Origin of the sequence: Streptomyces sp. NPDC051180 (assembly GCF_040689545.1) — a bacterium.
Lineage (GTDB): Bacteria > Actinomycetota > Actinomycetes > Streptomycetales > Streptomycetaceae > Streptomyces.
The window spans coordinates 114,414-133,057 of record NZ_JBFBBC010000007.1 but is presented as its reverse complement, the minus strand read 5'-3'; the positions used below and the strand labels follow the sequence as shown (position 1 = coordinate 133,057).

The 18,644-nt window shown below is 72.8% G+C and carries 15 protein-coding genes; 1 reads left to right on the top strand and 14 read right to left on the bottom strand.

All coding sequences use genetic code 11. The annotated features are described in order from the left end of the window. Positions 1-68 precede the first annotated feature (68 nt). From AB0424_RS15300 to AB0424_RS15290, 3 genes are all read right to left on the bottom strand, one after another. Complete coding sequence (locus AB0424_RS15300; protein WP_366305498.1) at positions 69-3,011, bottom strand: VCBS repeat-containing protein; 2,943 nt, start codon at positions 3,009-3,011, stop codon at positions 69-71. Then, complete coding sequence (locus AB0424_RS15295) at positions 3,011-5,581, bottom strand: S8 family serine peptidase (RefSeq protein WP_366305496.1); 2,571 nt, start codon at positions 5,579-5,581, stop codon at positions 3,011-3,013. The genes AB0424_RS15300 and AB0424_RS15295 overlap by 1 nt, the downstream gene beginning before the upstream one ends. Positions 5,582-5,732: 151 nt before the next feature. Next, positions 5,733-6,212: a hypothetical protein gene (locus AB0424_RS15290; protein ID WP_366305495.1), complete on the bottom strand. Its 480-nt coding sequence runs from the start codon at positions 6,210-6,212 to the stop codon at positions 5,733-5,735. Positions 6,213-6,507: 295 nt separating this feature from the next. Between AB0424_RS15290 and AB0424_RS15285 the strand changes: the two genes are divergently transcribed. Next, positions 6,508-6,954, top strand: a complete 447-nt coding sequence (locus AB0424_RS15285; RefSeq protein WP_366305763.1) for a phosphatase PAP2 family protein — start codon at positions 6,508-6,510, stop codon at positions 6,952-6,954. A gap of 7 nt (positions 6,955-6,961) precedes the next feature. Here AB0424_RS15285 and AB0424_RS15280 read toward each other — a convergent pair whose 3' ends face one another. The 11 genes from AB0424_RS15280 to AB0424_RS15230 are packed head-to-tail and all read right to left on the bottom strand — an operon-like array spanning position 6,962 to position 18,639. After that, positions 6,962-8,323 carry a glutamate-1-semialdehyde 2,1-aminomutase gene (locus AB0424_RS15280; protein ID WP_366305493.1) on the bottom strand — a complete coding sequence of 454 codons (1,362 nt, stop codon included), beginning with the start codon at positions 8,321-8,323 and terminating at the stop codon, positions 6,962-6,964. Between the two features lie 7 nt (positions 8,324-8,330). Then, positions 8,331-8,882: a dTDP-4-dehydrorhamnose 3,5-epimerase gene (gene rfbC, locus AB0424_RS15275; RefSeq protein ID WP_366305492.1), complete on the bottom strand. Its 552-nt coding sequence runs from the start codon at positions 8,880-8,882 to the stop codon at positions 8,331-8,333. Then, positions 8,879-10,111: a polysaccharide pyruvyl transferase family protein gene (locus tag AB0424_RS15270; protein WP_366305490.1), complete on the bottom strand. Its 1,233-nt coding sequence runs from the start codon at positions 10,109-10,111 to the stop codon at positions 8,879-8,881. Before AB0424_RS15270 ends, rfbC begins: the two co-directional genes overlap by 4 nt. Continuing rightward, positions 10,108-11,058, bottom strand: a complete 951-nt coding sequence (locus tag AB0424_RS15265; RefSeq protein ID WP_366305488.1) for a glycosyltransferase family 2 protein — start codon at positions 11,056-11,058, stop codon at positions 10,108-10,110. Before AB0424_RS15265 ends, AB0424_RS15270 begins: the two co-directional genes overlap by 4 nt. Then, entirely contained in the window at positions 11,055-12,365 is a 1,311-nt protein-coding gene (locus AB0424_RS15260) for a hypothetical protein (protein ID WP_366305487.1), read from the bottom strand. Before AB0424_RS15260 ends, AB0424_RS15265 begins: the two co-directional genes overlap by 4 nt. A 5-nt stretch (positions 12,366-12,370) precedes the next feature. Beyond that, complete coding sequence (locus tag AB0424_RS15255) at positions 12,371-13,654, bottom strand: DUF4910 domain-containing protein (protein ID WP_366305485.1); 1,284 nt, start codon at positions 13,652-13,654, stop codon at positions 12,371-12,373. Beyond that, the gene (locus AB0424_RS15250) at positions 13,642-14,667 is read right to left on the bottom strand and encodes an SDR family oxidoreductase (RefSeq protein ID WP_366305483.1); all 1,026 of its coding nucleotides are present in this window, start codon (positions 14,665-14,667) and stop codon (positions 13,642-13,644) included. Before AB0424_RS15250 ends, AB0424_RS15255 begins: the two co-directional genes overlap by 13 nt. A 3-nt stretch (positions 14,668-14,670) precedes the next feature. Then, entirely contained in the window at positions 14,671-15,318 is a 648-nt protein-coding gene (locus tag AB0424_RS15245) for a PIG-L family deacetylase (protein WP_366305482.1), read from the bottom strand. Beyond that, positions 15,315-16,133: a glucose-1-phosphate cytidylyltransferase gene (locus AB0424_RS15240; protein WP_366305481.1), complete on the bottom strand. Its 819-nt coding sequence runs from the start codon at positions 16,131-16,133 to the stop codon at positions 15,315-15,317. Before AB0424_RS15240 ends, AB0424_RS15245 begins: the two co-directional genes overlap by 4 nt. Further along, the gene (locus tag AB0424_RS15235) at positions 16,130-17,365 is read right to left on the bottom strand and encodes a class I SAM-dependent methyltransferase (RefSeq protein WP_366305479.1); all 1,236 of its coding nucleotides are present in this window, start codon (positions 17,363-17,365) and stop codon (positions 16,130-16,132) included. The genes AB0424_RS15240 and AB0424_RS15235 overlap by 4 nt, the downstream gene beginning before the upstream one ends. Then, positions 17,362-18,639 (bottom strand): glycosyltransferase, encoded by a 1,278-nt coding sequence (locus tag AB0424_RS15230; RefSeq protein WP_366305478.1) that lies wholly within the window; start codon positions 18,637-18,639, stop codon positions 17,362-17,364. The genes AB0424_RS15235 and AB0424_RS15230 overlap by 4 nt, the downstream gene beginning before the upstream one ends. Positions 18,640-18,644: the final 5 nt, after the last annotated feature.

The window sequence follows — 18,644 nt, the reverse complement described above, 5'->3', positions numbered from 1 at the left end:
CATGCCGAGGCCCCCCGGGGCGGTGTGCCCAGGGGGGCCTCGGATCAACGGTTCACGTCAGCGGGAGCTCAGGAGAGCTTGTACGTGGTGACCTGGTGGATGCCGTTGTCGGTGACGAAGTACCCGCCGCCGAACAACGCGGCGGCACGATCCCGGCCGTGGTCGTCGCTGTTGAGGGTGAGCATCTCGTCGACGCCGTCGCCGTCGAGGTCGCCCGCGAAGTAGTTGCGGGCGCCCACGAGGCTGCCGATGCTGCCGACGGACGGCGCCCAGGAGTCCTCGGAGTCGAGGATGCTCGGGTCCCAGAGGTACAGGCCGGCCTCGGAGCCCGCTCCCAGGAGCTCACGCCCGCCCGGACCGGTCACGAAGCCACCGCCGTACGACTGCGGCGTGACGAACTGCGTCGTGTCGTCGCCGTTCGCCCGGTAGCGCCGGAACGAGGCCGTTCCGCCCTCGTACAGCACGCCGTCCTTGGCGAAGTAGCTGTTGTGCGTCCACAGACCGCCCGCGAGCCCGGAGTGGAGCACCTCGCCGGTGCGGCCGTCGCGGATCTCGAAGAAGTTCTGCGGGCTGAGCGCGGTGGTGTCCCACTTGATGGGCGCGCTGACGGCCCACAGGTAGACCACCGCGTGCCCGGCGGCGTAGGGGATCTCCTTCGAGGCGAAGACGCCCTCGTTCGGGATGGCGGTGCGGATGCCGCCGACCGCCGTGGCGGGCGGCGTCGGCGCCACGGACCAGCGGACCTTGCCGGTGCCGGCGTTCAGCGCGACCGCGTTCGTCACCGGGGCGTCGAGGTCGTACGCGTTCAGGCTCGCGTACGAGGCGTACACCCGGCCGTCGTTCACCGACGGGTCGGCGAACCGCACGTCGCCGGCCTCGGTGGGAGCGCTGTACGTCCACAGGGTGTGGCCGTCGCCGTGGTAGGCGCGGAGCGCGTCCGTCGGGACGAGGAGGTCCAGCTCGCCGTCGCCGTCGAGGTCGGCCAGTGTCGTCGAGCGGACGAACCGGCCCTCGGGGGCCTCGACGGTGGTGAGCGTCCGGCCCGTCCGCCCGTCGAGGACGACCGTCGCGGTGTCGGCCGCGACCACGATCTCGGTCCGGCCGTCACCGTTCACGTCACCGGTCTGGATGTCGTGGACCGCGCCGGGGACGGTGGCCTGCCACAGCTTCTGCGGCGTGCCGCCGTCGACGAGCGACGGGCCCGAGTAGGCCCACACACCGTTGGACGAACCGCCCATGATCAGGTCGGACGCGCCGTCCTTGTTCAGGTCGGCGCCCTTGGCGTAGGCGATGTCGGCCTGCAGCGGTGTGACGTTCTCGGCCTTGCCGCTGCCCAGCTTGAAGGTGCGGACGTTCTGCGCCTGGTCGACGACGCGCACATGCGTGCCCCGGGCGTCGGTGTGGACGTCCTGGTACATCGGCGCGGCGGCGACGCCCTTCGACTGCCACTTCACGGCGCCCTTGCCGGAGAACACGGTCAGTGAGGCGTAGCGCAGGCCGCCCCGGTTCTCGGCGTCGTCCATGGCGCGGTCGTCCTGGGCGGAGGTGATCAGGGAGCCGTCGGCCACCCGCAGGCCCCAGACGCTGGGCCCGTCCTTGCCGTTGGCGGCGTTCCGCTTGATCGTGCTCGACCACAGGACCTTGCCCGCGTCGGTGCCGTCGACGGCGCGGACGGTGCTGGCACTGATCCACAGGTTCTCGTCGAGCGAGGACTCCGCGACGGCGTACTCGTCCCCCGCCTTCGCGCCGAGGTCGCCGACCGCAAGGGCGGTGGGCACCACGTTCTCGCGGCTGTCCAGCGTCGAGCGCAGACCGGCCTTGAGGTCGTACGCGGCGACCTCGTAGCGCACGGCGTCGGTGGTGTCCGCCTGCTCGATCGCGACGAGCCGCCTGCGGCCGGTGTCCACCCGCAGCTGACGGGCGTACAGCATGCTGTCGGTCTGCCAGGTCACCGAGCCGTCCCCCGTGTCGAGCACGAGGACGCGGCCCCGGCCCGCGACACCGGTGGCCTTGGCCAGGTTCCAGGACACGGCGACCTTTCCCCTGCCCAGGTCCTGGATGTCACCCCAGTTGGCGCGCCGGGCCTCCCCGGTGTCGTACGTCCAGGTCTGTGCCGGTGCGAGTGTGCCGTCGGCGGCCGCGGAGAAGCGGATGCCGGTCAGGGTCATGGTGGCGGCGGCCGGGACGCGCGGGTCGCCGCTCATCCGGGGCGCGTCCGCGACCAGCAGGGTCCCGTCGACGATCTTCACCAGGGACGCGCGGTTGTACAGCTTCGACCACAGCGTCCGGCCGGTCCTTCCGTCGAGGACGGTGACGAACGTGCCGGTGTTCAGCGTCGAGCCCGGCACGGTGAACGGGCGCGGGTAGGGGTTCGTGCCGACCTGCGCGGAGAACACCAGGTCCGGGCTGCCGTCACCGGTCAGGTCACCAGTGGAGAAGCCGGAGTCGGAGTTGGCCGAGAACGGCGAGACCGCGTTGTAGCCCATCAGGATCTGCGCCGGGTACGGCTCCACCCGCCACACCTGGGTCGGCTTGACCTGCCAGTCGGTGAAGAAGGAGCTGCCGGTGCGGGCCCATGTCTCGCTGCCGTCGGCGGCGTGGCGCTGCACGTACCCCATGCTGTTGACGGTGAAGTACTCGCCCTTGGTGCCGATCGGCACTGTGGCGCCCATGCCGCGCACGCCCTCCAGCGTGGACTTCGCGGTCATGGCGACCTTGGTGGCCGGGTCGACGGCGCTCGTCGACGCGCCGCCCGTCGCGGTGCCGCCGTCGGCCGTGGCCTCCGGGGAGCCGTCGGCCTCCGGGGCGACCGTGTTGTCGGCGGCGGCTCCCTCGTACGGGTCGAGCGCGGCGTGGGCGGCCAGCGCCTCGGCCTCGGTGCTGCTCAGCTTCATCGCCGAGCCGCTGTCGTCGGCGGCGGCCAGGGCCGTCGGGGCGATGCTCAGGCACAGGCCCGCCGCGACCAGGGCGGAGGCGAGCCGGAGGCCCCGCCGCGAGAGGTGGGTTCTCATCACTTTGCTCCCTGCGCGAAGCGGACGGCGGTGCCCGCGGTGAGGACGGGCTGGTTGTACGCGTACTGGAGGGCGTCGGCGCCGGACTGGTCGGCGATGCCGACGGTGGCCCCCGCTCCCTTGTCCGCTACCGCCTTGTACTGGAGGGTCACCGCGCCGGTGGCCTCCTCGAAGACGATCTCGAAGGTGGAGCGGCCCGACGTGCCGTCGGCGTAGGCGGCGTCGTTCCAGACGACGGCGAACCTGCGGTTGCCCGTGGTGCCGGTGGTGGCCGTCTGCACGGACGACTTCCTGTCCAGCGTCAGGTCGTCCCACAGCGGGGCGACGATGCCCTTGACGCCGTTCATGCCGGTCGTCGGCAGGGCGGTGTTGTCGTAGTCGCCGACGCGCGGGGAGAGGAAGTTGAGCAGGCCGTCGGTGGTGACCGAGGCGGAGGTGTACGAGACGCCGTAGTGCTTCACCGGGAAGGGCAGGGCGATCGTGGCGGAGTCCTCGTCACCGGTGAGCGCGACCTTCTTGGAACCGGCGATCCAGGAGTACCCCGCCGGGGCGCAGCTGTTGCCGCTGTTGTCGGTGCGGTTCGGGACCTGGACGTTCTGCTTCAGGTCGGCGGTACCGACGGTCACGGTGCCGTTGTGGACGCCGTTGCACAGGACCGGCGCGGCGGGCCTCACGATCAGGCTGTAGGAGCCCTCGGCGACCTTGGCGAAGCCGTACGCGCCCTTGGCGTCGGTCGTGACGGTGGCGAGCGGCGAGCCGTTCAGCTCGACCGTCGCGCCCGGCAGCGCCTTGCCGGTGACGTCGAGGACGGTTCCGGTGACCTGGTGCGAGGGGGCCGCGGTCAGGGCGATGTCCTGGGTGAGCGGCGTGCCGGTGGTGAGCTGGACGCCGGTGACCGTACGGGGCGCGTAGCCGTAGCCGCTGAGCGCGAAGTCGTACGTGCCGGGGGCCAGGGAGAGGCGGTACGCGCCGTCGGAGCCGGTGCTGACCGAACGTGCGCCGGTGGCGGTGCTCGTGGCCTTGACGGTGACGCCGGAGACGGCGGCGCCGGTGTCCTTGTCGGTGACCTTGCCGGAGACCGTGACGGCGGTGTGCGGGGCCTTCTCGATGGAGGCGAGGATGTCGAGCTTGCCCTCGCCCCAGACGTTGTTCGTGCCGGCGGTGCCGCCGCAGTGGGTGTCGTCGACGTCGCGGGCGCCCTGGTTCAGGAGCGCGCGGGTCGCGTCGATGTCGCCGATGAGCGAGGGGGCCGCCGACCAGAGCAGCGCGACCGCGCCCGCGACGTGCGGCGTCGCCATCGACGTGCCGTTGATGGTGTTGTAGGACGAACCCGGCCAGGTGGAACGGATGTTGACGCCCGGAGCCGAGATGTTCGGCTTCATCGAGCCGTCGACGAGGGACGGACCGAAGCCGGAGAAGTTCGCGATCTTCCCGGAGACGTCGTACGCGCCGACGCCGTAGGCAGGAGCCTGCGCGCCGGGGGCGCGGGTGGTGGAGCAGGTCTTGCCGTCACCGTCGTTGCCGGCGGCGAATGCCTCGAAGATGCCCGCGGCGTTCCACGCTTCGACGATGTCCTGGTAGAACGTCGTGTTGCCGCCGCCCCAGGAGTTGTTGACGATGTTCGGCGCGAGGTCCGGGCGCGGGTTCCGGCCGTTGCGGTCGGTCGGCGCGAGGATCCACTGGCCGGCGGCGAGGAGCGACTCGTCCGAGCAGGAGGACGACTCGCAGCCCTTCGCGGCGATCCACTTGGCGTTCGGAGCGACACCGACGCCGTTCGCGCCGACCATCGTGCCCATGGTGTGGGTGCCGTGGCCGTTGTTGTCGCAGGGAACGCCGCCGCTGCCGCACTGGCCGGTCGGGTCGTACCAGTTGTAGTCGTGCGTGAAGCCGCCGTTGCCGTTGTTGCCGCGGTACTGGGCGACCAGGTCCGGGTGGTTGTACTGCACGCCCGAGTCGACGTTGGCGATGACGATGCCCTCGCCGCGGTCGTCGTACCCGTTCCAGACGTCGTCGGCGTTGATGTCGGCGACGCCCCACTCCGGGGGGACGGCTGCGACGGTGGCGGCGGCCGTGCCGGAGGAGGCCGTACGCGCCGTGGTGATCCGGCCGTCGGCGGCCTCGACGTCGTCGAGCGCGTAGTGCTGCTCCTTGATGATCGAGGCGACGTCCGAGCGCTTCGCGAGCCGCTCCACGAGCTCCTGGCCGCCGTGCACCTTGACGGCGTTGGCGATCCAGAACTCCTCGTGCCCGACCTTCTCCCGGTCGAGGAAGGCCGTCAACGACCGCTGGGCGGCGTCGGCGTGTGCGCGCAGCTCCTTGTACGCGGCCTTGGCCTTCGCCGCGTGCGTCCGCTGCTTCTTGACGTCGGACAGGTCGGCCTGGTCCTTGAGGACGACGAAGAAAGACGCCTCACCGCCCTCGTCCACGGCGTCCAGCAGGGCGGCGTCCACCGTGGCGGACGGTGCGGCGTCGGCCGCGACGGCGGGTGGGCCGGTCAGTACGGCTGCGGCGACCAGAGCGGCCGCCGCCCAGGCGGCGGATCGGCGCAGGGGCGATCGTGGCAGGTGCATCGGGATGCTCCTCGGGGAAGGTTCGGGGAGCCCGGACGCTAGACAGCTGCCGTTACTCGGGAATTACAGCCCTTCGGCCGGGGCCGCCCGGCCTGCGCGGGGGCATGTCGACCGGGCGACCCGGCCCGTACGCGCGCGCCCCGCCGGAGGGTCATTTCCGGCCGGGGGTCCATTTCATGCCGAGGCGGTAGGCGCGGGAGATCACGTCGTGGACGCCGGGGCCGTCCGCCGGGGTGAACCAGCGAACCTCGCGTCCGATGACGAGTTCGCCCTTCTGGCGCTTGATGAGGGCGATGGCGCACGCGTGGGCCTGTGGAGGGCATTCGTCCAGGACGACCCGGAAGCGGTCGCCGCGGTCGGAGGTCAGGGTCACCACCGCGTCGAGGCCGCGGAAGTCGCCGGACCCTTCGTAGATGTAGACGAAGAGCAGGAGTTTCTGGAACTCGGCCTGGTGGTCCAGGTTGATGACGAGGTTCTCTCCCGCCTCCAGGGCGCCGGTGCGGTCGTCGGCGTCGAGCGCGATGTAGGGGAACCGGTCCACCGCGCCGAACGCGTTGCCCAGGGCCTGGACCACGGTCTTGGAGCCGTCGGTGCAGCGGATCATGCAGCCGAGGTCGAGGTCGACGCCCACCGTCGCGCCTGTGGGTGCTTCGGGGAAGGCGGGCGCGTCACTCGTGCGGGGTGAAGCGACAACTGGTGGACGCTTGTGGGCTGTTGGGCACAGGTAGTCTGTGGTGGTAAGCGGTTTTTCTGGGGGAATGGTGGTGGGTGGGGTGTTCGGTATGGGGCGGTGGGTTGCGGTGGGTGTGGGGTTGGTGGGGTTGGTGGGGGTGGGGGTCGGGGTGGCCGGGGAGGGGGAGCCCGGGGTGGTGGATGTGTGGGTGGGGGAGAGGGTCGGTGGGGCGGGGAGGGGGGTGGCGTTGGCGGTGGACTTCCTGGGGGAGCCGGTGGGGGCGGTGGTGCTGGTGGTGGCGGCCGCGTTGGGGTTCTTGATGGCGCGGCGGCCTCGGGGGGTGGTGGTGCTCGTGGTGGGGGTGGGGGTGGCCGTGGGGGCGACGAAGGTGCTGAAGTCCGTGGTGGGGCGGACGATTCACGACGGGAGCCTGTCGTATCCGAGTGGGCATACGGCGTTCCTGACGGCGTTCGCGCTGGTGGTGGCGGTGATGGTGGGGGCGCGGCCGGCGGGGGTGTGGGCGGCGGGAATCGTGGCCGGGGGAGTGATGGGGTGGGCGCAGGTGCTGCTGGACGCGCACTACCCGACCGACGTCGTGGGGGGCTGGTGCACCGCGGTGGCGGTGGTGCCGGTGGTCGCGTGGGCGGTCGACCGGGTGGCGGACCGTACGGCGGACGTCGGGCGGGCGGCGCGTCGCTGAGGGATGGTCAGGCCCGGCTGCGGAAGACGGGTTTGACGGGGCGGCCGGAGAGCCAGGGGGTGGGGTCGGTGGCGTCGAGGGCCTTGCGGTAGACGGCGCAGGCGTCGGCGACGGCCTCGACGGTGTGGTCGATGTCGTCGTCGGTGAGGGCGCTGCTGACGACGAAGGACGGGGCGAGGACGCCGCCGGCGAGGAGGCGGCGGAGGAAGAGGGTGCGGTACTCCTGGGAGGGACGTTGGTGCTCGTCCAGGGTGGCGAAGACCAGGTTGCTGGCGCGGCCGCGGACGATGAGGTGGTCGTCGACGCCCATGGCGGCGGCGGCCTCGCGGATGCCGGCGGCGAGGCGTTCGCCGAGGTCGTGGAGGCGGGCGGTGATGCCCTCCTCGGTGTAGGTGGTGAGGACGGCCATGGCGGCGGCGAGGGAGTGGGTCTCGGCGCCGTGGGTGGTGGAGAGCAGGAACACCCGCTCGTCGGAGTGGCGGAGCCCGCCCCGCTCCATCAGCTCCCGGCGGCCGGCCAGGGCGGAGACGGCGAAGCCGTTGCCCAGGGCCTTGCCGAAGGTGGACAGGTCGGGCGTGACGCCGTAGAGGCCCTGGGCGCCGGCCTCGGACCAGCGCAGGCCGGTGATCATCTCGTCGAAGACGAGGACGCAGCCGTGGCGGTCGGCCAGCTCGCGGAGGCCGGCGAGGTAGCCGGGCGGCGGCTCGCTGTGGGTGGCGGGTTCGAGGATGAGGCAGGCGATCTCGCCCGGGTACCGGTCGAGGAGCGCCTCGGTGGCGGCCAGGTCGCCGTACGGGAACGTCACGGTGAGCCGGTCGGTGTCGGTCGGGATGCCCGCGGACATCGGGGTGGTGGCGATGAACCAGTCGTCGACCGAGAAGAACGGGTGGTCAGCGCAGAGGGCGACGCGGGTGCGGCCGGTGGCGGCGCGGGCGAGGCGGACGGCCGCGGTGGTGGCGTCGGAACCGTTCTTGGCGAACTTCACCATCTCGGCGGTGGGCACCGTGGCCAGGAAGCGCTCGGCGGCGTCGAGTTCCACGACGGACGGGCGGACGAAGTTGCTGCCCCGGTCGAGTTCCCGCCGGACCGCCTCGGTGACGCGCGGGTGGGCGTGGCCGAGGCTGACCGAGCGCAGGCCGGAGCCGTACTCGATGTAGCGGTTGCCGTCGAGGTCCCACACGTGGGCGCCGCTGCCGTGGCTGATGACCGGGGCGAGGTGTTCGGGGTACTGGTCGTCGCCCTTGGCGTAGGTGTGCGCGCCGCCGGGGATCAGGGCGTGCAGGCGCTCGTTCGCCGCCCGCGACCTGGGCAGGTCGAGGGGTTCGGCCGCGTCGCGCCGCGCGGTCTTCTCGGTGTACTCGGTGCTCACGCCCGCCTCAGTTCTCTCGGTGCTTCAGGACCTCGGCGAGGCTCGGCGCCTGCCGGTCCCGCGGGGACATCGATGTGACGGGAAGGGGCCAGGGGATGGCGAGTTCCGGGTCGTCGAAGGCGATCGTCACGTCCTCGGAGGGGTCGTGCGGGCGGTCGATCCGGTAGGAGACGTCGGCGGTGTCGGTCAGGGCCTGGAAGCCGTGCGCGCAGCCCGCGGGGACGTACAGGGTCGCCTGGGTCTCGTCGGACAGCTCGAAGACGGCCCGGTTGCGGTAGGTCGGGGAGTCCGCCCTGAGGTCCACGACGACGTCGAAGACCCGGCCGTACGAGCACCGTACGAGCTTGGCCTCGCCGGCTCCGGAGCGCAGGTGCATGCCGCGCAGGACGCCGCCGACCGAGCGGGACAGGCTGTCCTGGACGAAGGCGTCCGGATCGAGGCCCACCGAGCGGACGACGTCGGCGTCGAAGGTGCGGGAGAAGAAGCCGCGCTCGTCGGCGTACGGCGTGGGCTCGAACAGGTACGCGCCGGCGATGGCCGGCACTTCGGTCGCTTTCATGGAGCCTTCCGCGGGGTGGTGGCGTGGTCGGTCGTCGGGAACAGGGCCGCCGTCAGGGCGGTGAACTGGTGCGCGAGACGCCGGGCGGCGGCGGCGTTCCGCTCGGCGAGGGTCCGCCGCAGCTCCGGGGCGTTCTTCTCCAGCGCCCGGAACTGGTCGAGGAGGCGGTCGGCGTCGACCTCGCGGGCCGGATGGCAGTACGCGTCGAGGCCCATGCCGGCCATGAGCGCGTCGCTCTTCGCGGCGTAGCTGAGCGCGAGCGTCGGGGTGCCGGCCTTCAGCGCGCAGACCAGGTTGTGGTACCGGGTGGCGACGACGGCGTCGGCGGCTGCCGCCTCCCGCATGAGGTCGGCGAGCGAGGCCGTCTCGGCCGCGGTGACCAGCGGCGAGTCGACCGCCCGGAGGATCGCGGCGACGACCGGCTCGTCGCACGCGTCGCCGGTGAGCAGCCGGACCGGCCTGCCGTCCTCGACGAGGGCGCGGACGAACCGGGTCGTCCCGTCGAGGTAGCGCCGGTGGATCTCCTCGGCCCGGGCACGGTCGTCGTTGCCGCCGTGGAAGGCCATGACGCCGACGCAGACCCGTCCGGGCGGTCCCGAGGGAGTGCGCGACGGCGGGGTCGGCAGGGCGAACGCGAGGTCCGGGTGGACCTCGTCGCGCGCGGTGTCCACGCCCATCGCCCGCATCGCGTCGCGGGAGAGGGCGTCCCGGTAGGAGCGGTGGGCGGCCAGCCGGGCCGACCAGCGGACCAGGGCACGCGTCGGCCGGTCGTTGATCGCGCCGGCGCCGACGCCGACCAGCGCGACCCGGGTGCCGAGCAGCCGGCCGGTCGCGCAGAGCAGGAACAGGGAGTACGGGAAGCCCCACGGCCGCAGCGGCAGCGTGGCCTCCAGGACGCCCATGCCCGGGACGATCACCACGTCGTGCCGGCGCACCCAGGCGGCGGTGCGGACGACGTCGACGAGTTTGCCCAGTCCCTTGCCCGCGACGGCGCCGGCCCGCGAGGCGGTCCGGTACTCGCCGCGGTACCAGTGGAGCCGGGTCGCGGGGATCCCGTACCGGGCCGTGACGACCTCGGGTCCGCCGCACAGGGCGTCGACGAGCGCGTCCGGGTGGTCGTCCCGGAGGTATCCGAGCACGGCCTCCAGCGACCCGTCGTTGCCGAGGTTGCCGGAGCCCAGCAGGCCGAACACCCCGACGCGCGCCGGGGTCCGGCGCGGGCGCGTCACGTCCGCCTCCCCTCGCGGCCGGCGACGAGGGCGTCGACGGAGAAGTCGAGCCGGCTCGGGTCGACCGGGGCGCGGTCCTCGACCCGCTCGCCGGCGCTGCCCGGCCTGGCCCGGCTGGTCGCCCACTCGCCCAGGTGCCGGTAGCAGGCGCGCCGGTCCGCGGGGGACAGCGGCGCCCGCCGGATCGCCGCGACGAACCCCCAGACGTACTCGGCGAGCAGCCGCGGCGTCGGGTGGAGCAGGCCCGCCCGGCGCGGGTCGAGGTTGACGCAGCGGGAGCGCTTGGAGGGGTTGGCCCGCTCGGCGCGGGTGGGGTGGTCGCGGCGGAAGTACAGCAGCTCGGGCACCTGGTGGAACGGGCCGTTGAGGCCGATCTCGGCGACGAACGTGCGGTCCGCGTGGTGGTAGCTGTCGTGCGGTTTCACCCGGCGCAGCACGTCGGCCCGGATCACGCCGTAGAAGTCGTCGCCGCCGGGCTCGAACAGCATGCTGCGGAAGCGCTCCGGCGCGCTCGGGGAGCCGGTGGCGAGCCCGTACGCGTACGGCACCTTCACCTGGCCGTCGGCGTCGATGACGGCCTGGTCGGCGTGGGCGAGGATCACCTCGGGCCGCTCGTCCAGCGCCTCCACACAGCGCCGCAGCAGGTCACGGGCGTACAGGTCGTCGTGCGAGGCCCACTTGAACAGCTCGCCGCGGCACTGGGTGAACACGTGGTTGTGGTTGGGGGCGGCGCCGATGTTCCGGGGCAGCCGGAGGTAGCGGATGCGCGAGTCCCGGGCTGCGTACCGGCGGCAGATGTCCTGGGTCCCGTCGGTCGAGGCGTTATCGGTGATGACCAGCTCGTAGTCCTCGTAGGTCTGGCCGAGCAGCGCGTCGAGGGACTCGGCCAGGTACTCCTCGCCGTTGTACACGGGCAGGCCGATGCTCAGCCGGGGTTGGGCGGTCATGACGTCCTCAATTCGGGAAGGGTGTGCTTGTGGTGCTCGCGCAGGGCGGAGCGCAGCTCCAGCCACCACACGGCCGAACTGCCGACGGTGGCGGCGGCGACGCCCCAGGCCGAGCCGGCCGTGCCGGCCGCCACCGCGCCGCCCAGCCCGCCGCCGACGTAGCAGGCGGAGGCGAAGAGCTGGCAGCGCAGGCTGCGCCGGGCCGCGCCGAGCGCGCGCAGCCCGGCCGCCGCGCCGGTGCCGAGGCTGGCGCCCGCGACACCGAGCGTGGCCGGCACGATGAGCTGCGAGGCGGCGTGCCAGACGCCGCCGAGCACGAACTCGCCGAGCCGGTCGGGCACGAGGAGCAGCGCCCCGCCCCAGACCAGCGCGGCGGCGGCCTGCCCGCCGCCCAGCAGCAGGCAGAACGAGCCCAGTCGGTGCGATGCCCGCCGCAGGACCCGGGCCGCCTCGGCGACGGTCACCAGCGACAGGCCCATCAGGACGGCGAGGAAGGGGCCGAGCAGCAGCTCGGCGCCCCGGACCGCGCCCACCGCGCCGACGCCGACGATCGCGCCGAGCCCGTACGCCCGCAGCTGGCTCGCGCCGCTCAGGCCGACGTTCTCGACGAGGTACCGGTAGCCGAGGTCGCGCTGCTCGCGGAGCCAGCCGCGCGCCCCGCTGACCAGCGGCCGGATGCCGGACTGGAGCAGGCCGTACGCCGCGGCCACCGCGGCCGACCCGCCCCAGGCCAGCACGAAGGCGGCCACGGTGCCCGCGTGGGCCGCCACCACCATGGCCGGGACGAGCGCGACGCCCCACACGACGTCGTTGAGGAACGCCTTGCGTCCGTCCCCGGCGGCGAAGAACGCGAACCGCCAGGCGTCCTGGAGCAGCAGTGCCGGCAGCACCACGCCCAGGACGGCGAACGCCGGCCCGACGCCGCCGCCGATGGCGAGCCCGATCGCCAGGCAGACGGCGCCGAGGACGGCGCCGACGCCGAGGGCGGTGCCCGAGGACCGGGCCACCGCCCCCCGCCAGGACGTCTCGGGCACGCCGCTGAAGCGCACCACGAGCGGGTCGGTGGCCAGCCCGCGGGAGACGTTGAGCACGACGCCGTAGGTCACCCACGCCAGGCCGAACGCGCCGAACGCGGCCGGCCCCAGCGAGCGCGCCACGTAGATGCCCACCGCGAAGTTGGTCATGCTGGAGGCCGCCTGGTCGGCCAGTCCCCAGGACAGCCGGCCGACCATGGCCCGCTTGGCGGTCCGCCCGGGAGCCCCGGCCGGGGCCCGGGACGACGTCGCCTGCTCCTCCTCGGTGGTCATCGGCCTCACGCCTTGATCAGTCCGGCGCCGCACAGGGCGTCCGCTGCGGTGGCGACGGTGTCGAACGGCAGCCCGGACCGCTCGGCGACGTCCAGCAGGCCGTGCTCGCCGTCGGACATGCTGAGCACCCAGAGCATGGCCATCTGGGCCTCCCGGGTGTCGCTGCGGCCGCCGAGCGCCTCGTACAGCCCCCGCCGTCCCAGCTGCGGTTCGCCGTAGGGGCTGAGGTTGAGGTACCGCCGGTTGCGGTCCAGGACGGCGAACGCCTCACGGCAGACCGCGAGGGTGTCCTCCATCGCCTCGGGCGAGACGAAGTCCGGGTTGTCCGCGGAGGTGTGGTACTCGGGGTAGCCGGCGTACGGCGTCCGGGTGAGCGAGCCCACGCCGAGGTCGAACCCGGGCGAGCAGAACTGCCGCTCGTCATAGCCGTACGGAGTGAACTCCTTGATCTCGTGCGGGCGGTCGGAGGTGGCGAGGACGTGTCGCAGCACCCGGTCGATCTCCGCGTCACCGCGCCGGCTCTGCTTGTACGTCACCTGGCCCGAGTCGCCCGCGCAGGCCAGCACGAGCCCGTGCTTGACCCGCTCGATCCGTTCCTTGTTGCGGGCCAGCCAGGTGATCGCCCCGATGGTGCCGGGCGCGAAGAGGAACCGGTAGGTGTAGTACGGCGTCCGCCCGGCCAGCTCCCGGGCCAGGAACGTCGCCACGGCGACGCCGGCCATGTTGTCGTTGGCCAGCGCCGGATGGCAGACGTGGCAGGAGACGATCACCTCTTCGGCGACCTGCCCGGGGACCACGTGCTCGGCGTAGGTGAGGTGGCCGTCGGCGAGCGTGGAGTCCACGCACACCTCGTACTCGCCCTCCGGCAGCGCGTCCAGGACCTCCTGGGCCAGGCAGAAGCCCCACTCCGGCTTGTAGTAGCTGGTGCGGTACGGCACCCACGACGGCCGGTCCGGCAGGGTGTGCAGATGCCCGCGCAGCTCCTCCAGCGGCATCGTCGCCGCGATCGGCACGCTGTAGCCGAGCACGTGCAGGCTGGACGCGGCGAAGTCGACGACCCGGTTGCCGGCGGCGTCCGCGACGTACGCGTCCCGGATGTTCCACTCCTGGGGCACCGTCCAGTCGAGCACCTGGGTCCCGGTCGGCACCTCGTGCACCTCCAGCGGGAGGTACTCGCCGACGATGTCCAGGGTGGCGCGCACGCCGTCGCCGGTGATGCTCCGGCACAGCGGGTAGAGCCGCTCCACCAGCGCGTGCATCTCCTCGCCGAGCGAGGTCATCGGCGCCACCGCAGGGTGTCGTCGACGGTGCCGGCCTCGGACGCCGCGCGCAGCACGGCGAGACGGGTGAAGCGGCGCTCGAAGTCCTCCCGGTCCAGACCGTGTTCGCGGTAGGCATCGGCGAGTTCGAGCGCGCCCCGCTTCACCGTCCACTCGCAGTCGAAGCCGGGGATCGCCTCGCGGAACCGGGAGAAGTCCACGCGGTAGGACCGCGGGTCGGCGCCGTTCTCGCCGGTGATCCGCACCTTCGCGCCCGCCACCGCCTCGGCGACCTGCTCGGCGATCTCTGCGACCGTGACGTTGTTGGTCTCGCTGCCGATGTTGAACGCCCGGTCGTGCACCGCCTCACGGGGCGCGGTCAGCGCGGCCTCGAAGGCCCGCGCGATGTCGGCGGCGTGCACCAACGGCCGCCACGGGGTGCCGTCGGAGAGCACCAGGACCTCGCCGGACAGCAGGGCGTGGCCCACCAGGTTGTTCAGCACGATGTCGGCGCGGAGCCGCGGCGAGTAGCCGAACGCGGTGGCGTTGCGCATGTACACCGGGGTGAAGTCGCCGTCGGCGAGGGCGTGCAGGTCGTCCTCCACCCGCACCTTGGACTCCGCGTACGGCGTCACCGGGCGGAGCGGGGCGTCCTCGGCGACCAGCTCGTCGCCGCCGGCGGCGCCGTAGACCGAGCACGTCGACGCGTACAGGAAGCGCCGCACGCCGGCCTCGCGGGCCAGCCGGGCCAGCCGCACGGACGCGTGGTGGTTGATGTCGTACGTGAGCTCCGGTGCCAGCGACCCCAGCGGGTCGTTGGAGAGCGCCGCCAGATGGATCACGGCGTCCACACCGGCCACGTGCTCGGCGGTGACGTCCCGCAGGTCCACCCGGTGCCCCGCCGGGTCCGCCGGCTTCGGGCCGAGGACGCAGTCGGCGAACAGACCGGCGTCGAGGCCGACGACCTCGTGTCCGGCGGCCGTGAGGACCGGGGCCATCACGGTGCCCAGGTAGCCCTGGTGACCGGTCAGCAGTACGCGCAAGGTTCATTCCCCCAGATCGAGAGTGAGTTTGGAGACGGCGAACGCCTCGGCATAGCGGGCGTGGCTTTCGATGCCGCGAATCCGGGCCAGCCCGAGGAACGCCTCCCGGTCGTACCAGGGCCGGTGCCGCTGCGAGGGGTAGTGCTCCTGCAGCAGGCTCACCTTCCGCTCGGCGATCTCCGGCGACAGCGGCTGGTACGCGGACGGACGGCCGAGGTCGCCGTCCCATTTGACGATCTCGTAGCCGAGCACGAGGTGGTCGCGGAAGGCGGTGGTCATCAGCTGCGCCAGGCCGCGGTGGTCCTGGTGCGCGTCGTCGGTGCGCGGGGCCAGCACGAGGCCGGGCTCGGTCCGCGCGCGCAGCTCCTCGACCGCGGACTTGGCCTCTTCCCAGTGCGCGGGCAGCCGGCCGTCCGGCAGCTTGTGCACGGTCAGCCGCAGGTCGGCGCCCGGGCAGAAGGCGGCGAGCGCGGCCCGCTCCTCCTCCTCCCGTTCACCGCCCCCGCCGGACAGGACCAGCGCGTCCACCCGGATGCCCGGCCGCGCCAGGCACAGCGTCAGCAGCGTGCCGCCGGCGCCGATGGCGATGTCGTCGCAGTGCGCGCCCACCGCGACGATGCCGTCCAGGCCGCCGGGCCGCAGCCGGATCACGCGGTCCCCGCCGCGGCGCCGGCCCGGTCGGCCCCCGCGCCGCCGTGCTCCCACACGGCCCACGGGCGCTCGCCCCGGGAGTAGGCGTCGTCGAGCGCGGCCCGCTCCTTGACGGTGTCGGTCGGCTTCCAGAAGCCACGGTGCTGGTGCGCCACCAGCCGTCCGCGCTTGGCCAGTTCGGCGCAGCCGTCGGCGACGAGGTCCCCGTTCTCGGGTATGAGGTCGAAGACCTCCTGGCGGAGCACGAAGTAGCCGCCGTTCTCCCACAGAGGCAGTTCGCTCACCGGGGTGATGCCGCCGACCAGGTCGTTGTCGCCGAGCTCCACGCAGTGGAAGGAGGACTGCGGCGGGACGACCATCATCGACGCGCCGGCGTCGCGCCGGGAGAACCGGTCGATCATCTCCGGCAGCGGGGCGTCGGTGAGGACGTCGGCGTAGTTGGCGAGGAACATCTCGTCACCGTCGAGGAGATGACGGACCCGGCGCAGCCGCTCCCCGATCGGGGACTCGATGCCGGTCTGCACGAACGTGATCGTCCAGGAGGAGATGTCGGTGGAGAGGAGCTCGGTCCGGCCGCCCCGCAGCACGAAGTCGTTGGACGTCGTCTCCTCGTAGTTGAGGAAGAAGTTCTTGATGTGGTGGGCCCCGTAGCCGAGGCACAGGATGAACTCGGTGTGCCCGAAGTGCGCGTAGTAGCGCATGACGTGCCAGATCAGCGGGCGGGGCCCGACCATCGCCATCGGCTTGGGGACGTCGTCGGAGCTGCCGTTGCGCATCCGCATCCCGTAGCCGCCGCAGAAGAGAACGACCTTCATGACTTGACCTCGACAATGCTCAGTTCCGGGATGGGGAAGACCAGGCGGCCGCCCCACTCGTGCACGAACGACAGCTGCTCGGTGAGCTCGGCCCGCAGGTTCCACGGGAGGACGAGCACGTAGTCCGGCTTGTCGGCGGCGATCCGCTCCGGCGGCAGGATCGGGATGCGGGTGCCCGGCGTGAACCTGCCGTGCTTGTAGGGGTTGCGGTCGACCGTGTACGCGAGCAGGTCGGGCCGGATGCCGCAGTGGTTGAGCAGCGTGTTGCCCTTGCCCGGGGCGCCGTAGCCGACGACCGTCTCGCCGCGCTCGGCCGCGTCGATGAGGAACCGCAGCAGGTCCCGGCGCACCTTGGCGACCCGGGCGGAGAACTCCGTGTACCCCGACAGCTCCTGCAGCCCGGCGGCCTTCTCCCGGTCCAGCACCTCGGCCACCCGCGCGCTCGGCTCGCCGGCGACCTCGGAGGGCCGCGCCCACAGCCGGATGGAGCCGCCGTGCGTGGGCACCAGCTCGACGTCGACGAGCGAGAGGCCGCCGCTGGCCAGGGCCCGGATCGCGGCCGCGACCGTGTAGTACTGGAAGTGCTCGTGGTAGATCGTGTCGTACTGGTTCTCCTCGATGAGGGTCAGCAGGTGCTGCACCTCGATGGAGACCCAGCCGTCGTCGGCGACGAGGGCGCGCAGGCCCCGGGTGAAGCCCACCACGTCGGGGATGTGCGCGTACACGTTGTTGGCCACGACCAGGTTCGCCGGGCCGTGCTCGGCACGGACCCCGGCGCCGGTCTCCGGGTCCAGGAAGTGGGTGACCGTGGGCACGCCCGCGTCCCGCGCCGCGGCGCCGACGTTCACCGACGGTTCGATCCCGAGGCAGCGGATCCCCCGGTCCACCACGTGCTTCAGCAGGTAGCCGTCGTTGCTCGCGACCTCCACCACGAAGGAGTCGTCGCCGAGACCGAGCCGCTGGACGGCGTCGGTGACGAAGGTCCGCGCGTGCTCCACCCAGGAGGTCGAGAAGGAGGAGAAGTACGCGTACTCCGTGAAGGTCTCCTCCGGCGAGATCAGCGGCGGGATCTGCGCGAGCCAGCAGTCGGTGCAGACCCGCAGGTGCAGCGGGTACGCCGGTTCGGGCCGGTCCAGTTCGTCCGCGGCGAGAAAGCTCTCGCACGGCGGCGTCGCCCCGAGATCGACCACGCTCGCCAGCGCCGCCGAGCCGCAGAGTCGGCATCGTGTCATCTACTTCCCCCATCCCCGCTCACGCCGGTGTCCCGGCGCGAGCCTGTGCTTGTTTCCCTGGTCGGTGACGGGACCTCCCCGTCACCGGACCGCCCCGCTGTCGCGGCGCGGTACTCCTCCTCCAGACGCCTCAGCCCGACGGACGGGCTGAAGTGGTCCTCGTAGCGGCGCCGGGCGGCCTCGCCCATCTCCCGGTTGCGGGCCGGATCCGCCGCGATCCGGCGCAGCCGGGACGCGAGTTCCGCGGCGTCGCCCGGCCGGTGCAGCAGACCGGTCTCGCCGTCCTCCACGAGCTCGACGAAGCCGCCGTGAGCCGCGGCCACGGCCGGGACCCCCGCGGCCATCGCCTCGGCGACCACCAGGCCGAACGTCTCCCGGGCCATCGAGGGCGCCACCACCGCCACCGACCGCGCGACGGCCTCCCGGCACTGCTCCGGGTCGTACAGGCCGACGTACCGCACGTCGTCGCGGCCCGCCGCCCAGGCCGTCACCTCCCGCTCCAGCGGCCCCGCGCCGGCGATCACCAGCGGCACGCCGAGACCGCCGCCGGCGGCGATCTCGTCCCACGCGGTCATGAGCAGCGGTACGCCCTTGGCCTCCGCGAGCCGGCCGAGGAAGAGCAGGTGCTCGCCGTCGTCCTTCCGGCCCACGCCCGGGTCGGGCACGAAGTTGTGCTTCACCGTGAGCCGTTCGGCCGGCATGCCGGACCGCACCAGGACGTCGCGCTGCGCCGCCGAGATGCAGAGGAACCGCTCGACGCCCGACCACCACCGTCGCCGGTTGACCGCCAGGCTGACCGCGAGCGGCACCGTCGCCAGCCGTGAGTTCCGGTAGCAGCCGTGCCGGACGGCGGGCAGCGACGTGGCCGTCCCGACGCACTCGGTGCACGCCCGGCCGTCCCGGTGCAGGGTGCCGGGCGGGCAGACCTGCGTGTAGTTGTGCAGCGTGGCGACGACGGGCACGCCCGCGTCGGCGCAGGCCGCCAGCACGGCCGGCGACAGGAGCGGGAAGACGTTGTGGACGTGCACCACGTCCGGCCGGTCGGCCCGCAGCCGCGCCGCGAGCTCCGTGCGGACCGAGGGGTTCCACGGCACCAGGAGCGGCACGGCGGCCTTGGAGAGGAGCGACCGGGCGGCGATGTCGTCGCTGCGACGCTCGAACACCTCGACCCGGTGGCCGGCCGCACGCAGCAGCCCCACCTCCTCGTCGACGACTCTGTTCTCCCCGCTCGGCTGCGCCGAGGAGTAGCGGTTGTGCACCACAAGGACATGCATGCTCA

Bases quoted from the DNA above. Each gene is read 5' to 3' on its own strand.
- AB0424_RS15235 (WP_366305479.1), bottom strand. From the start codon at position 17,365: ATGACACGATGCCGACTCTGCGGCTCGGCGGCGCTGGCGAGCGTGGTC.
- rfbC (WP_366305492.1), bottom strand. From the start codon at position 8,882: ATGAAAGCGACCGAAGTGCCGGCCATCGCCGGCGCGTACCTGTTCGAG.
- AB0424_RS15230 (WP_366305478.1), bottom strand. From the start codon at position 18,639: ATGCATGTCCTTGTGGTGCACAACCGCTACTCCTCGGCGCAGCCGAGC.
- AB0424_RS15265 (WP_366305488.1), bottom strand. From the start codon at position 11,058: ATGACCGCCCAACCCCGGCTGAGCATCGGCCTGCCCGTGTACAACGGC.
- AB0424_RS15240 (WP_366305481.1), bottom strand. From the start codon at position 16,133: ATGAAGGTCGTTCTCTTCTGCGGCGGCTACGGGATGCGGATGCGCAAC.
- AB0424_RS15300 (WP_366305498.1), bottom strand. From the start codon at position 3,011: ATGAGAACCCACCTCTCGCGGCGGGGCCTCCGGCTCGCCTCCGCCCTG.
- AB0424_RS15295 (WP_366305496.1), bottom strand. From the start codon at position 5,581: ATGCACCTGCCACGATCGCCCCTGCGCCGATCCGCCGCCTGGGCGGCG.
- AB0424_RS15260 (WP_366305487.1), bottom strand. From the start codon at position 12,365: ATGACCACCGAGGAGGAGCAGGCGACGTCGTCCCGGGCCCCGGCCGGG.